Annotated in this window: 14 protein-coding genes; 8 read left to right on the plus strand and 6 right to left on the minus strand. The window is 36.1% G+C overall.

The annotated features are described in order from the left end of the window. Positions 1–120 precede the first annotated feature (120 nt). Positions 121–693 (plus strand): elongation factor P-like protein YeiP, encoded by a 573-nt coding sequence (yeiP, locus tag ACTH6U_RS11675; RefSeq protein ID WP_294105312.1) that lies wholly within the window; start codon positions 121–123, stop codon positions 691–693. A gap of 121 nt (positions 694–814) precedes the next feature. On the opposite strand, the gene ACTH6U_RS11680 is transcribed toward yeiP, so the two are convergent. Continuing rightward, on the minus strand, positions 815–1159 hold the full coding sequence (locus ACTH6U_RS11680) for a hypothetical protein (protein ID WP_294105309.1): 345 nt from the start codon (positions 1157–1159) through the stop codon (positions 815–817). A 1216-nt stretch (positions 1160–2375) separates the two neighbouring features. On the opposite strand from ACTH6U_RS11680, the gene mepS reads away from it, so the two are divergent. Further along, positions 2376–2960 (plus strand): bifunctional murein DD-endopeptidase/murein LD-carboxypeptidase, encoded by a 585-nt coding sequence (mepS, locus tag ACTH6U_RS11685; protein ID WP_294105307.1) that lies wholly within the window; start codon positions 2376–2378, stop codon positions 2958–2960. A 291-nt stretch (positions 2961–3251) separates the two neighbouring features. On the opposite strand, the gene ACTH6U_RS11690 is transcribed toward mepS, so the two are convergent. The 3 genes from ACTH6U_RS11690 to rsuA all read right to left on the minus strand — a co-directional run bounded on the left by ACTH6U_RS11690 (position 3252) and on the right by rsuA (position 6224). After that, positions 3252–3593: a hypothetical protein gene (locus tag ACTH6U_RS11690; protein WP_294105305.1), complete on the minus strand. Its 342-nt coding sequence runs from the start codon at positions 3591–3593 to the stop codon at positions 3252–3254. Positions 3594–4309: 716 nt separating this feature from the next. Further along, a complete protein-coding gene (locus ACTH6U_RS11695) occupies positions 4310–5494 on the minus strand; it encodes a Bcr/CflA family multidrug efflux MFS transporter (protein WP_294105304.1) in 1185 nt (394 codons plus the stop codon). 25 nt (positions 5495–5519) lie between these two features. Continuing rightward, positions 5520–6224, minus strand: coding sequence for a 16S rRNA pseudouridine(516) synthase RsuA (rsuA, locus tag ACTH6U_RS11700; RefSeq protein WP_441832255.1), 705 nt, complete (start codon positions 6222–6224; stop codon positions 5520–5522). 223 nt (positions 6225–6447) lie between these two features. Between rsuA and ACTH6U_RS11705 the strand changes: the two genes are divergently transcribed. Both ACTH6U_RS11705 and rplY read left to right on the plus strand, forming a co-directional pair. Then, positions 6448–8220: a DEAD/DEAH box helicase gene (locus ACTH6U_RS11705; protein WP_441832256.1), complete on the plus strand. Its 1773-nt coding sequence runs from the start codon at positions 6448–6450 to the stop codon at positions 8218–8220. Between the two features lie 248 nt (positions 8221–8468). After that, a complete protein-coding gene (gene rplY / locus ACTH6U_RS11710) occupies positions 8469–8750 on the plus strand; it encodes a 50S ribosomal protein L25 (protein ID WP_294105294.1) in 282 nt (93 codons plus the stop codon). A gap of 107 nt (positions 8751–8857) precedes the next feature. Here the strand turns inward: rplY and yejK are convergent, their stop codons facing one another. Beyond that, entirely contained in the window at positions 8858–9859 is a 1002-nt protein-coding gene (gene yejK, locus ACTH6U_RS11715; RefSeq protein WP_441832257.1) for a nucleoid-associated protein YejK, read from the minus strand. A gap of 240 nt (positions 9860–10099) precedes the next feature. Here yejK and ACTH6U_RS11720 point away from each other — a divergent pair, with 240 nt between their 5' ends. The 3 genes from ACTH6U_RS11720 to ACTH6U_RS11730 all read left to right on the plus strand — a co-directional run bounded on the left by ACTH6U_RS11720 (position 10100) and on the right by ACTH6U_RS11730 (position 12492). Then, positions 10100–10327: a YejL family protein gene (locus ACTH6U_RS11720; protein ID WP_294105288.1), complete on the plus strand. Its 228-nt coding sequence runs from the start codon at positions 10100–10102 to the stop codon at positions 10325–10327. A 21-nt stretch (positions 10328–10348) separates the two neighbouring features. Next, positions 10349–12064: an LPS biosynthesis-modulating metalloenzyme YejM gene (gene yejM, locus ACTH6U_RS11725; protein WP_434719139.1), complete on the plus strand. Its 1716-nt coding sequence runs from the start codon at positions 10349–10351 to the stop codon at positions 12062–12064. Positions 12065–12363: 299 nt separating this feature from the next. Then, the gene (locus tag ACTH6U_RS11730; protein WP_294105282.1) at positions 12364–12492 is read left to right on the plus strand and encodes a hypothetical protein; all 129 of its coding nucleotides are present in this window, start codon (positions 12364–12366) and stop codon (positions 12490–12492) included. Positions 12493–12576: 84 nt separating this feature from the next. Here the strand turns inward: ACTH6U_RS11730 and ACTH6U_RS11735 are convergent, their stop codons facing one another. Further along, a complete protein-coding gene (locus tag ACTH6U_RS11735) occupies positions 12577–13314 on the minus strand; it encodes a class I SAM-dependent methyltransferase (RefSeq protein ID WP_441832258.1) in 738 nt (245 codons plus the stop codon). 442 nt (positions 13315–13756) lie between these two features. Here ACTH6U_RS11735 and ACTH6U_RS11740 point away from each other — a divergent pair, with 442 nt between their 5' ends. Continuing rightward, positions 13757–14434, plus strand: a complete 678-nt coding sequence (locus tag ACTH6U_RS11740) for a DUF1345 domain-containing protein (RefSeq protein ID WP_294105276.1) — start codon at positions 13757–13759, stop codon at positions 14432–14434. Positions 14435–14519: the final 85 nt, after the last annotated feature.

A 14519-nucleotide genomic window follows, 5' to 3' on the forward strand; every position in this document is an offset into this window, starting at 1 on the left:
TCCCTAGTTCATTAACTAGGGATTTTTTTACATAAAATTGATATCAACATCTTGCCTAATCGCTTATCTACGAGTAATTTTGTCGCACTCTTTTGACAATGACTAAAATGAAGGTTATTTATGGCCAAGGCCAATGAAATCAAACGTGGTTTAGCAATTAACTACAATGGTAAATTATTACTTGTAAAAGATATCGATATTCAAGCACCAAGCGCTCGTGGTGCAAGTACTCTGTATAAAATGCGCTTTACTGATATCAAAACTGGCCAAAAAGTTGAAGAACGTTTCAAAGGCGATGATAATCTTGATTTGATTTCGTTAACTCGCCGTGCGGTCAGCTTTTCTTACATAGATGGTGATGAGTATGTTTTCATGGATAATGAAGATTACACGCCTTATCTATTTAAAAAAGCGGATATTGAAGATGAATTACTTTTCATCCCTGAAGAAGGCCTACCAGGAATGCAAGTTCTAACTATGGAAGGACAAGTTCTCGCATTAGAATTACCACAGACTGTCGATATGGTTATTATCGAAACAGCTCCAGGTATTAAAGGCGCGTCGGCAAGTGCTCGTAATAAACCGGCCACCTTACCTACGGGTTTAACTGTACTGGTACCTGAATACCTCTCTACAGGTGATAAAATTCGTATTCATATTGCTGAGCGTCGTTATATGGGACGCAGCGATTAAGAACACTCACGTCGGTATGCCTAGGGAGTTATATCCGTAGGCATACAATATCGTCACACATTCAACTCCCCTCATAGACCTTTTTGATATTTCTTTTCATTCATTTGCTATCAATCATTTATTAATCATAAACAACAGTATAAAGACCTAATTTGTTATCTTTATTTATCCAATTAAATTTTTGTGTTCCTTTATTATTTGGTAATTGAACATCCTTTCCTTTTAACTTAGTCACATCAACAGAAATCGTTTTCGTATTGCCGTTATCATGCCAACACTGAGTCTCAACTTTATGACCACTCGTTTCGATAACACAAGGTGGCGCGACAATTGAACCTGTAAAATGAATAACACCTGTATGTGCTTGCTTCATGCCACTAGACTGTGATGCAAACGCTGTCACGCTAGCCGTTAGGGCTGTTAATGCAAGAACTACTTTTGCCATCTTCTTTACTGAGTGAGTCATTGAGATTTTCCTATTAAAATTATGTTATCGTCATTTACAAAGATTTGTTTACAGTTAAAATATTTATTTATATTTCTCTGTTCGATGATGAGATATTAAATTAAAAGGAAAAGTGTGGATTTCAATAATAGCCGTAGTTTTTTATATTACTTTTAGTTGGATAAATGAAATTATATTAGATAGGTTCATCACATTATTATGTTTAACTCTACAATTTATACTTCATTTCTTTTTTAATCTATTAAGTGTGGTCGCAATTTTATCAATTTATGAAACAATGACAAAAATCAAATTAAACCAAATAAAAACAATGAGTTAAAAAATAATGTTGTTTTCAAAAATAATATGAGTGACAGTTATCAAATTGAAATTGGAATTTAAATAATAAATTCCATCAGTAATAACTAACTAATAACCGTATTTTAATCTAGATCATAATTCCACTTAGAAACAATATGGTTAATATGATTATTATAATCAATCGCTGCCATATCTTAAATGTCGAGTTTTAATTGACCTAGCCACGCCCTATAGAATAGATAAAAGTATCGGGTATATTACAAAACATCAGATTAAAATCGCTATCATTTAGGCTTATATTAATAAAATGAATTGTCACTGTATTGCTTATATTCAAGATAATAGGCATCACAAAATTGATAATATTTTGTGCAATTTTTTCATTATGATGAACCCTAATTTAGGGATTAATCGTGATAAATTTAACTTTCTTTACATTCATATTTATTCATCCCACCCAAATAGTGTGTAAATAAGCAATAACATTAAATAAACGTGAATTAGATCATGTTTTTCTCCCTATAAAGGGTAACTCGATGTAAAAAAATACAGTATTATTACTTTTAGGCGATAAATTGATGACTAATATCACTTTATGTTTAAGGTTTTGTAAATTACCCCCCGATAACTCGCCATTTTAGCTTTGTTTATGTATGCTCTTAGTGTTTGGTTTAAGGGTTGTATCTACGCCAAATTCAAGGAATGAATATTTTAGTGAGTTTTGTTAGTAACGGGCGATTAGAGCGCCTAGAAAATCAGCTAATTTAGATAAAGAATTATGAAGTTTTTCATAAACACTTTCTGCGAAAAATACACTGTTGTCGTTCTAAATGCGTTTTTCACAGGGATAAGTTTAACTTTGTTGTGTCTATTTACACAATGATGAAACATAGAATGGCAAGGGATATATATAATAATGTTAACCTCTGAAAAATTTAAGCGCTATGCTTGGCGCATTGTTCCGGCAATCGCAATAGCCGTAACACTTACAGCATGTACTAACCCCAAATCAAGTCAGAACGCTAATAACACCACTAAATCTGATGTTCGTATGTTAAATGCAACATCTAATGATTCCCTCGCAATGGCCTCACAGGACGAGTTTGAAGAATTAGTTCAAAGCGTCGATACTAAATCAAAAATCATGAGCCAGTATGCAAATTGGAAAGGCGTAAGCTACCGCCTCGGTGGAACAACTAAAAATGGCATCGATTGTTCAAGTTTTGTTCAGCGTACTTTCTTTGAACAATTTGGCGTACAGCTCCCCCGAACAACTTCCGAACAAGAATCATCAGGTAAAGGCGTTAAACGTAATAGCTTAAAAGCAGGTGATATCGTTTTATTTAAAACGGGTCGCACAATGAAACATGTTGGTATTTATATTGGTGATGATAAATTTGTTCATGCATCAACAAGCAGTGGAGTTATTGTGTCAGAAATGAGCAATAACTATTGGAGTAAAAGATATTATGCAGGCCGACGTATTGTGAATGGCTCATAATATTCAATAACATTATTTCTTTGTAGTAAATATAATCCCTTGCAACAAAGAATTTACCAATAAAAAAGCTTCCAGGCTCTAAACCGGAAGCTTTTTTATTGTTCAAAATTCGTTAATACACAAAGTGATAGAAGATTGATTCATTTAGCTTAAATCAACATAGCTTACCTAAATATAGTTCACGTTAATAAACACTCTGCACAGCCCACAAAGTATGAGCAAAAATAAGCAGGTTAGATAAGTAAACTTTAAAAACGTCAAGATCGCAGTTAACCAAGCATCATGCTTGAGCTAAGCGCAATAAAAACCCGAAGATAACTCAGCAATAGCAACACCTGATGCTTTTAAACGACACATAGCAGGTAGCTCATCATTTGCATGAATAAATAGGCAAATTTCTTTTTGCCATTCTAAAATAGCATTTTCAATTTGCATGTCAGACAACGATTCAGCCAGTTGCTGCATTGCAATACAATCTGTCGCACAGTCATGACTAAGTAATTTTAGCCCCACAAGTTTATCGCTATCGACATCATTCATAGGAACAACTTCAACATCAGTTCCTATTTTTCCTGATAACCAGCGGTAGCTTTGCGGTAGCCTGTGCACCACCGAAAGACCTAATTTTTCCACGAAAATATCCTATTAAAACATTTTATAAATTTGCCGAGTAAAACTAACTCTCATGCAGTTATATCGACTTCAAATATCACTAAAAAATCGCTTTTATTTTAAGCACTAAAACAATATAAGCTATTTTTAGGCCGCTATGCAGTTCATAGTTTTAGTCCACATAAAGCCACGTACTCTCTAAACAATCCTCGTTCAAACCGAACTTTAGCAAATCAAATAAGTAACACGATTGTTAAATTTTAGAACTTAAATATAACATTAAAAATATAGCCTGTCGTTAAATTTTTGTGACGCAAATCATTGTATAAATATATTTTTGATAAAAATGTTAATTTTTAAAATATTTTTTAGAAAAAAAATCAACACTATTCATGACTAACAAAACTAATTTTTACATTATTAAACCAACAATTATAATAATAGAACATTTTTTGAATAATAAATGTTCTATACGCCTCTTTTTATGATAATTAAAACTGGCTCAATCAAAACATAAATTTAACAAATTACCCAAATCTGATAATTGATTTAGATCATTTTTAATCATGAAATTTAATAACAATCTGTCATTAATCGTTTTTTCCGAAGATTAATAGAGCAAAAAGCATGTATATGATGAGTAATGCGTTTAAGTAATAAATAACAAAGAGAAGTATCAAGAAAGGAAATAGGCGAGATCTTCAGCTTCATCCATGAAACTGAATAAAAAAGTGATTTTACTTAGCTTTCTTTGCGAGAAGCACAAATAACATCGATAAAGCAACGCAAGCAACCATCGAACCGACCATTGGCCACGCGCTTTTTGCAGGGATCAACGATAATAACGTACCAACTAATGCACCTATTGAAAAACGGATAGTTCCAGCTAGGGATGATACTGTACCAGCAATATGCGGATAGTTATCCAATATCACCGCCATTGCATTGGAGGTAATCATTGCAATACCACTCACATAAATCGCCACGCCAATAACTAAAGTCCAAAACTCTAAATCAAGTGCAGTGGTCGTCAATAGCCATAAGCCCATAATAAATTGAATGATAATACCAAAATAGAGCATACGTTCTGCACCAAAGTGCCTCACATAACGCCCATTAATCGTGGTCATTATAAACAAGAAAATAATATTAATACCAAAATAGTAACCAAAATGCTGCGGTGAAACACCATTCAAATCAATATAAACAAAGGCTCCCGCATTTAAGAATGAGAACATCCCAGCAAAAGAAAATGAGCTGGCTAGAATGTAAAACAAAACTTGTTTTGCTCTAAATAGAGTCGCAAATTGCCTTAACGTAGTACCCACATGAAATTTTTGCCGTTTTTCAGCTGGTAGTGTTTCACGAATAAAACAACTAACTAACACTACAGCAATAACGGCTGCAATAGCAATACTCCAAAAAATTGCATGCCAAGAGAACCAACGCATCATTTCTCCCCCTAAAATCGGGGCAAGTAATGGCGCAATAGTCATAACAAGTACAACAAACGACATACTGCGAGAAAATTCATCTCTTGTGAACATATCTCGCATCAATGCGTTAATTACAACACTCGCGGCAGCAGCGGCAAAACCATGTAAAAATCTCAACCAAATAAAGACATCGATAGATTCTGCAACTGCACAAGCTGCGGAAGCTAATGCAAAAACAATAACGCCACCTAAAATGACAGGCTTTCGTCCAATGCTATCTGCCATCGGGCCATAAAATAGCTGCCCAATCGCAAAACCTAAAATGTAGCTATTAAGGGTCATCTGAATACGCCCTTGATCTACATTAAAATATTCTGTCATTATCGGAAAGCTAGGTAGGTACATATCAATAGCTAATGGCATTAGCATTGATAATAATCCTAAAATTAATATCAGCCCCAAATAGGATGAACGCTGCTGTTGCACTCTTTAAACTCCTGCTTTTTAATATTTAGCGTGGCACAGTAATACTGTTAATTTCTGCTTCAGTCAGTGGACGGTATTCACCTGGTGCAAGCTCTTCATCAAGCCATATCTCACCCACACGCTCTCTATGTAAACCACACACATGATTACCCACTGCTGCAAACATGCGTTTCACTTGATGATAGCGTCCTTCACTAATTGTCAGTAACACTTCTCTAGCAGAGATAATCTCAAGCTTTGCGGCTTTCGTTGGATATTTCTCACTATTTAACATCACGCCTTGCTCAAACTTTGCAGTCACATCGTCAGTAATGTCTTCACTGAGCTGGACTCGATACGTTTTTTCACAATGATGCTTTGGTGAACTAATGCGGTGTGACCATTGACCATCATCCGTTAGCAAAACTAACCCTGTCGTATCAATATCTAAGCGCCCCGCAGAATGTAATTTCTGACTCAAAGGCTCTTCAATAAAAAAAAGTATTGTTGGATGCGTTGGGTCATCAGTTGAGCAAATATAACCTTGAGGCTTATGCAACATAAAATAGCGAGGTCCGGTGACTTGAGTCAGAACATTGCCGTCATAAGCGACCTGTTTATCAGTGGTTACTTGGAATGAACCTGATTTTACGATTTCATCGTCAACAGTGATATTACCTGCCCGTAGCTCACGCGCTACCAAACTCCGGCTTATCCCTAATTGTTGGGACAGAAATTTATCCAGTCGCATAGATTCTCTTAACTTGATGGAATGTCAGCGAGGCGTACAATAGCACTCAACTGTCAGAATATAGAATGAAAGGTTGCTGTGATTAATATCACATATTTTATTATATCAATAACTCGTCACAAGTGATAGCTTCGCCAAGGGAACTCGCATTTTTAGACCTAGTCATTGCCTTAGCTCAAATTTAACCTGTATCCTCTAACTTTTTGAAATAATACTGAATAATATGCCTCTTTCATCAGCTAGACCTTTTGTACTGCGCCCTTATCAACAAGAAGCCGTTGATGCGACTATTCAATACTTTCGCCAGCACACTCAACCTGCCGTCATTGTATTACCCACAGGTGCAGGTAAAAGTTTAGTTATTGCTGAACTTGCACGCCTTGCCCGTGGACGAGTACTTGTCCTTGCCCATGTAAAAGAACTTGTTGAACAAAATCATGCAAAATATCTATCATATGGACTAGACGCTGACATTTTTGCCGCAGGACTTAATCGTAAAGAATCACAAAGTAAGGTTGTTTTTGGCAGTGTACAGTCAATCGCTCGTAATTTGAGTCACTTTGACGACCATTTTTCTTTGGTAATTATTGATGAGTGCCATCGTATTAGCTTAAATGATAAAAGCCAATATCAACAAATTATTCATAACTTACAAAAACATAATAATTCACTACGCATCTTAGGTCTAACCGCTACACCTTATCGTTTAGGTAGCGGATGGATTTATCGCTATCATTATCACGGTATGGTTCGCGGTGATGAGAAATGTTTTTTTCATGAATGCATCTATGAACTACCATTGCATTATATGATAAAAAATAAATTCCTTATTGCTCCTGAACGATTGGACATGCCTGTTTTACAATATGATTTCAGTCAGGTTTCAATAAATCAGTCCGGTATTTTTAATGAACAAGAACTTAACCTGTCATTAAAAAAGCAGCAGCGCATTACACCCAAAATCGTTGCTCAAATAGTCGAATACGCCCTCCCCCTTCAAGGCTGTATGATATTTGCAGCAACCGTTGAGCATGCTAAAGAAATACTCAGCTATCTACCCGAAAAAACAGCAGCCCTAGTGACAGCAGAAACACCTGCAATTGAACGTCAATCAATCATAAAAAAATTCAAAAACAAACAACTACATTTTCTCGTCAACGTTTCTGTACTTACTACAGGTTTCGATGCCCCACATGTCGATGTCATTGCGATATTGCGCCCCACCGAGTCAGTCAGCTTATATCAACAAATCGTGGGTCGTGGCTTGCGCCTTTGTGAAGGCAAAACAAAATGCTTAATCCTTGATTATGCAGGAAATCCACATGATTTATTTCGTCCTGAAGTCGGTAATACAAAACCGCACTCAAGTAGCGTCCCTGTGCAAGTATTCTGCCCTTTATGCCAATTTGCTAATACATTTTGGGGAAAATGTACATCAGATGGGCAAATTATTGAACACTATGGTCGTCGCTGCCAAGGTTGGGAAGAAAATGAGCAAGGCAAACAACAATGTGAATTTCGCTTTCGTTTTAAGCAATGTCCTCACTGTGGTGCTGAAAATGATATTGCCGCCCGTCGATGCATTAAATGCCAAGAAGTACTCTCTGACCCTGATGATATGCTAAAAGCCGCCTTGAAATTAAAGGATGCTTTAATATTGCGCTGCGGAGGAATGCAATTATCTACCGATTCAGATGCCAAAGGTGAATGGCTTAAAATCACCTATTATGATGAAGATGGTACCTCTGTATCCGAGCGTTTTAGATTGACAACCCCCGCTCAGAAACGCGTATTTGAATATCGTTTCTTACGTAACCATCACCGAGCACCAGGTGTTCCTTTTGTATGGAATAATGCAAATGATATTATTTCACAGCAAGCATTATTACGTTACCCTCAATTTATTGTGGCACGTAAAAAAGATAATTTTTGGGAAATACGTGAGAAAATTTTTGATTATCAAGGTCGCTTTCGCTTAGCCGCCCAACTTTATTAAGTTTCTATCGGCACTTGAATCAATAACATCACATTACTTGCGCTTTTAAGTGCCATAAAAATCATCGCAATTGATTCTTTTTAGAAGAAAAAATCTTAATCATTGCCCAAAGCATGTTTTTTGGTTAAAATACTGCCGCCTCCATATATCTCATTATTTATAATGTTTGACCTCGGGGCCAAATATCGAACCTGCTGCTGGGTCGCCTGTAGCAGGATTTTATTTTTTCTTTTTAAAGAGAAATAGTAATGTTAACTATCAATGCAATTGAACGTAAAGAGCAGGGTAAGGGTGCGAGCCGCCGCCTGCGCAGAGCTAATCAGTTTCCCGCTATCGTTTACGGTGGCAATCAGGAACCTATCTCTGTGACTCTGAACCATGATGAAGTCATTAACCAAGAAAGCAAAGCAGAGTTCTATGAAGTTCTGACTCTGGTTATCGATGGTAAAGAGACTAAAGTAAAAGTTCAGGCTGTTCAACGTCACCCGTTTAAACCTAAAGTGACGCATATTGACTTCCTGCGCGCTTAATTAAAAGCCCACAGCCGAGCTTTGAAATTTTCGGGACGCCGAGTAAATAACGCCGCAATTGCGGCGTTATTTATTTCTAGGCTTAAATAACTTTAAGCCACAAATGACTACTTACCACTACGACGTTGCAGTTGGTCACGTAAATTAGGTGGCGTGCCTCTAATCGTTAACGTATCCGTTATCGGATCCCAAAAAATCCGCTCGCCCAATAGCATCGCATCAAAACTAATTGTTATCCCACCGCCACTTCCTGAAAATTTAGTGAGCTGTTTAAGCGTACCTCTATCAGCAGGAAAACTATCTTCTAATTGATAATCATTTTGCCGGGCAAAATCATCAAAGCTTTGCTCTTCAACCATTGGCAGTTCTTTTGCCAATACTTGAAGTTCAATTTCTTCGCCTGACTGCATCTGTTCAGTACAGTAACTATGAACTTGTTGGCGATATGCTTGACGTGTATTTTTATCCATTTGGGCATTGTCACAAAAATCATCTAATGCTTGAACAAGTCCTTTATTTTGAACTTTAGCATTTAACCCTTCTGATGCGGCAAGAAAATCCATAAAAAAATCAGAAACTTTACGCCCTACTCGACCTTTTAAAAAGGTTAAATAACGTTTTGATTCCGGATTAGTTTCCCACTCAGTTAAATCAATACGCGCAACAATATCTGCATGAGGTATATCTAAATAATGTGTAGTGCTTAAATCCAATGTATCCGTTACAAACGTACTGTCACAACTGTTAAGAACAGAAATCAACAGATACTCAACGGCAAGGTAGCGATACTGACAAAATAATACAATGCCACCTTCAGCAAAAGGGTATTTAGCTAACTCATCTTTTAGACGCACAGTCATAGCACGGCTAAAGCCTAAAAATTCTTCTTCACCTTTGCGCAGCAGCCTCAATGCATCAGCCAATTCACTTTCTTCATTAAACTCACCAAAAGCCTTACTTTTAGCGCTGTATACACGATGTAATTCAGCCATCATGTCTTGTACAACATCATTTGTTGTCAATAAAGAATCACGTAACATCACTTCTAGTGTTTGCTCATCTCGTTTAATCAACTGATGTAACGCTATCTGGGTAATTTCCAGACTCATTGTTGGCTCCTTGTTCTTACAAAAATATTGTTGCGCGTATTCAAACATTGATATTATCTGTCTGCAACCGAAACTATCAGTTGTCGTTTTTATAGCCTATTTATTGGCGCGAATGAGCGCTTCCTGAGTTTGAATAATCATTATTATCACTTAATCGAAAATTTGTTACGAAGAAAGAAGAAAAACATCCCACTATGGGCTATTATATGGAGCTTTCATTAATTTAGGATGTCACAATTTATGCCACAATCATCTCGCTATAGTGATGAAAAAGTTGAAGGTTTACTCTCTGACCTTGTTACCGTGTTAGAAAAAAACCATACCCCTGTTGATCTTTCACTTATGGTGTTAGGTAATATGGTTACGAATCTGCTCAATACTTCTGTTGCGCCTGCGCAACGTAAAATGATTGCAGAATCATTTGCAAATGCCTTACTTTCTTCTGTTAAAGAAGATAAATCACACTAATCGACTAATGAAATAAACAGAATGGTCAACCGTCAGCGCTACCGAGATAAAGTCTCCAACATGATTGGTTGGGGGCACTGGTTTGCACTCTTTAATATACTACTTAGCCTCGCGTTAAGTAGCAGCTATCTGTTTATTTTTGATTGGCCAGAAACCTTAACTGGCCGCATTTATGCATTCGTCAGTTGGTTAGGCCATTTTAGCTTTGTGGTATTTGCCGCTTATCTTCTTATCATTTTCCCACTGACCTTTATCGTGATGTCTCAGCGATTGCTGAGGCTAATTTGTGTCGCACTTGCCACCGCGGGTATTACCCTTTTAATTTTTGATATCCGCGTCTTTAGTCAATTTGGGCTGCACCTTACTCCCCAAGTTTGGGATTTGGTCATTAACCCAACTAAAGGTGAGATGGCGCGTGAATGGCAACTGATGTTTATTAGTATCCCAATCATTTTTCTAGTTGAAATGTTATTCGCAACTTGGAGCTGGCAAAAATTACGGAGTTTAAGCCGACAAACTTTTGGCAAACCGCTAGCTGGGATCTTTATCATTACGTTTATTATGACCCACCTAATGTACGCTTTAGCGGATGCTAATTTCTATCGCCCAATTACAATGCAGCGCTATAATTACCCGTTATCTCAGCCATTGACGGCGCGTAAATTACTCGATAAATATGGCTTATTAGACCTCACTGAACATCAAAATAGAGTGTTCCAACAAGGCAGCCCTACCGCATTAAAACTTCAGTACCCACTAAAGCCTTTGAGCTATCAAGACCAAGGCATAGGGTATAATTTATTACTCTTAGTCGTTGATGACCTTGGTGATAAATCACAACAAGATCAAATGACTGCGTTAAACGATTTTAAACAGATCAGCACTCAGTTTACTAATCACTATACAACTGGCCTACGCAATGACACCGCCCTATTTGGTTTGTTCTATGGTATTTCATCGACCTATTATGATAACATTCTAAATGAACGCCACCCATCGGTGTTGATTGAAGCACTACAGCATCAAGGCTACCAGTTCGGTTTATTCTCAACCGATGGCTTTAATTCACCTTTATTCCATCAAGCTATTTTGTCTGATTATTCATTACCTGCAACCAAAGCAGATAACGATAAGCAGACTATTTTACAATGGGATGCCTGGCTTAAAAATATTAAGAATGATACCCCATGGTTCTCATTCTTAAACATCAAAGGTGTGCCAGGTAGTTCGCAAACCAACGAACAAATCAATCAAATTATTGACACATTAAAACACGAAGATCGTCTGAAAAATACGATTGTGGTTATCACTGCCAACTATAATAATAATGGTCAACAAGATAATGATTGGGTTGATAAAAATCGTTTTAATCGTGAAAAGATGCAAGTACCGCTATTTATTTATTGGCCTAATACGCCTACTCAGCAGATTAAAAAGCTAACAAGCCATCAAGATATTATGACCACACTCATGCAGCGTATGCTACATGTAAGCAACCAACCTGATGATTATAGCCAAGGTGAAGATTTATTCCGTAGTAATCGTGTACTACCATGGGTTATTACAGGTGATGATAATGATGTCGTTATCACAACAGATAAAGCGACTTTGTATATGGATGCTAATGGCCAGTTTAATATCTATAGCTTAAATGGTGAAATTGAAAAAAATGAAAAACCAGACCTTGCAGAACTGCTGAAAATTTTCACTGAACTTAAGCGCTTTAATGAAAATTAGCCTTTAGATTTAAAAAATATAAAAAACTTAAAAAATCCCTCATCTAATCCATTTTAAAGCTAACCTTAAAGGTTAGCTTTTTTACATATACCAGACTTTAACTTAAAGATATCAAAGGGCAATTTAAGGCATTCATATTTAACACATGACCTTAAATGTTAAAACAAATGACTGAATGTAAATTTAAAGATGTAAAATATTTCTATAGCCTATTTTCAAAACTAAAAAAATAACCTATTATGAAATTGAGTTAACTAACTCGAAGATAATAGAACTTTTACTCATTACGGGAGGTTTGTATGTTTCTCGTATACACAATTATTGTTATCGCGTTTTTTATATCCCTTGATACTATGGAGTCACCCAATAGTGAACAAGTTAAAATTAGCGTTGACGATAAACAAATAGGCTATATGTATGTTATGTAACTATCTCTAAAAGCCCTTTCTGCTTATGCCTGAAAAGGGCTTTTACTTTTTGATTAACCCAAGCATTAAATTTTTAAAGTCTATCTAGTTTAATGGTTTACGAGCACTAACAATGAATATCATTGGCCGCTCTTTTTCCTCATCTAATAACGCATTTTCTGCAATTTGCATTATTGATGGTCCCCATTCATCCAAAGCTGTAATTTCAAATCCAGCATTAATTAACATATTAATCCACGTCGATAGCTTCCTATGTTGTTTTTTTACGCCATCTGCAAACCAATTACTGAATCGCTCGCCTTCTTTTTGATATTGATTTACAGGCCAAGCTTTATTGCCTTCACTATCTGTACACCAAGCTTGCACTAAAGGCGCTGTATAAATAGGATGTTCTGCAGAAAAAACTAACATCCCGCCAGGTTTCAGTGCCTGATAGAGTGATGAAAAAAGAGAAGGTATCTGCTCCACATAATGTAAAGCCAATGAACTATAAATTAAGTCTGTTTGTTCAGGTGGCAATACTAATGTTTCCAGATCGCCTTGGTAATAAACTATATGATCATCTTGAGTCATTTCAGCCGCTTTTTCTAACATTTTGTCTGAAATATCAAAACCTATCACGCTTTTAGCGTGTTGTTCTCGTGCCCAACGACAAAACCAACCATAACCGCAACCTAAATCAATAACCTGCTTTCCATCCACAGAGGGAAGCATTTCCTGTATCTTAATCCACTCAGGCGCACCATTTAAACCATTAACAGAGCGAGGTAGCGTGGCATAACCTGCAAAAAACTGAGGATTGTCATAAATATTTTGAGTCATTATTTGCTCCATTTCTAAGATGGATAAATTATATTAAAATATCGATATATATCACAAGCTGAGTTAATCACAAATTCGACTAGAAACACTCACCTATCAACTCGAATCAATATATTCATCAATAAAGATTAAATCCGTAAACTAAACGGCTCTCATCATTATAAATATATTTTCGCTATTAACTTATAATTACTAACGCTAAGAAATCTAACGAATACAATATATTTAACTTTTAATAATTAAAATTTTCTACCTATTGCTATAGCATAAGCGTAATCAATGATCTTAAACTCTATCTCCCATGTAATACCCAGCCATAAATTCAATTTTTATAACTATATTCTCACCCAAGATGCTAGTAGTGTTATAACAAAAGACGAAGTTTTCATGTAAGATGACTGTAGGTTTTAGGATTAATTGCGACTTATGAAAGGTATATGACATGTTACGTTACGCCACTCGCATCACCCATATTATCCAACATGCTTTTCATTCACGGCCACGGTTTGTGGTTTCATTACTGGTTGCAATCGTGACATTTCTAGCACTTTTTCGTTATCAAAATACAATAATAAATTTAATTATCAGTTGGAATGCATTTGCATGGGTTTATTTACTATTTTTATTTCAACGAATTATCAAACGGAATGTAAAAGATATTAGAAAGCTGACTAAAATAGAAGATGAAAGTGCAAAAATGGTTATCTTCTTTCTAATATCAGGCTGTTGTGTAAGCTTACTAGCCTTATTTTTTGGTTTAGGCGGACATAGTGACCTGACTAAAACTGAGAAAATCTTTCCTTATCTCTTAACCGCATCTACCTTAATTTCTTCATGGTTATTGTTGCCGACAGGCTTTACCATGCATTATGCTCATTTATATTACAATAATCCTGAACAAGATAAGCCTTGGTTATTATTTCCCGATAAAATAACAGAGCCGAGTTATTCTGACTTCATGTATTTTTCTTTCACTATCGCGGTTGCATCACAAACAGCTGATATTGAAGTTGCATCAACAGCAATGCGTCGAGCAGTATTACTACAATCTATTATTTCATTTATTTTTAATATGGCTATATTAGGCCTATGTATTAATATTTCAGCTAGTTTATTTTAATTAAAGCAAAGAGCCACATAGCATCGATATCATGCTTATGTGGCTCTTTCATCTAACTATTAACTATGTACGCTTTTAAAACGAC

The organism is Providencia sp. (assembly GCF_052096715.1).
Classification (GTDB): domain Bacteria; phylum Pseudomonadota; class Gammaproteobacteria; order Enterobacterales; family Enterobacteriaceae; genus Providencia.

Bases quoted from the DNA above. Each gene is read 5' to 3' on its own strand.
- yeiP (WP_294105312.1), top strand. From the start codon at position 121: ATGGCCAAGGCCAATGAAATCAAACGTGGTTTAGCAATTAACTACAAT.
- ACTH6U_RS11680 (WP_294105309.1), bottom strand. From the start codon at position 1,159: ATGACTCACTCAGTAAAGAAGATGGCAAAAGTAGTTCTTGCATTAACA.
- mepS (WP_294105307.1), top strand. From the start codon at position 2,376: ATGTTAACCTCTGAAAAATTTAAGCGCTATGCTTGGCGCATTGTTCCG.
- rsuA (WP_441832255.1), bottom strand. From the start codon at position 6,224: ATGCGACTGGATAAATTTCTGTCCCAACAATTAGGGATAAGCCGGAGT.
- ACTH6U_RS11705 (WP_441832256.1), top strand. From the start codon at position 6,448: ATGCCTCTTTCATCAGCTAGACCTTTTGTACTGCGCCCTTATCAACAA.
- rplY (WP_294105294.1), top strand. From the start codon at position 8,469: ATGTTAACTATCAATGCAATTGAACGTAAAGAGCAGGGTAAGGGTGCG.
- yejK (WP_441832257.1), bottom strand. From the start codon at position 9,859: ATGAGTCTGGAAATTACCCAGATAGCGTTACATCAGTTGATTAAACGA.
- ACTH6U_RS11720 (WP_294105288.1), top strand. From the start codon at position 10,100: ATGCCACAATCATCTCGCTATAGTGATGAAAAAGTTGAAGGTTTACTC.
- yejM (WP_434719139.1), top strand. From the start codon at position 10,349: ATGGTCAACCGTCAGCGCTACCGAGATAAAGTCTCCAACATGATTGGT.
- ACTH6U_RS11730 (WP_294105282.1), top strand. From the start codon at position 12,364: ATGTTTCTCGTATACACAATTATTGTTATCGCGTTTTTTATATCCCTT.
- ACTH6U_RS11735 (WP_441832258.1), bottom strand. From the start codon at position 13,314: ATGACTCAAAATATTTATGACAATCCTCAGTTTTTTGCAGGTTATGCC.
- ACTH6U_RS11740 (WP_294105276.1), top strand. From the start codon at position 13,757: ATGTTACGTTACGCCACTCGCATCACCCATATTATCCAACATGCTTTT.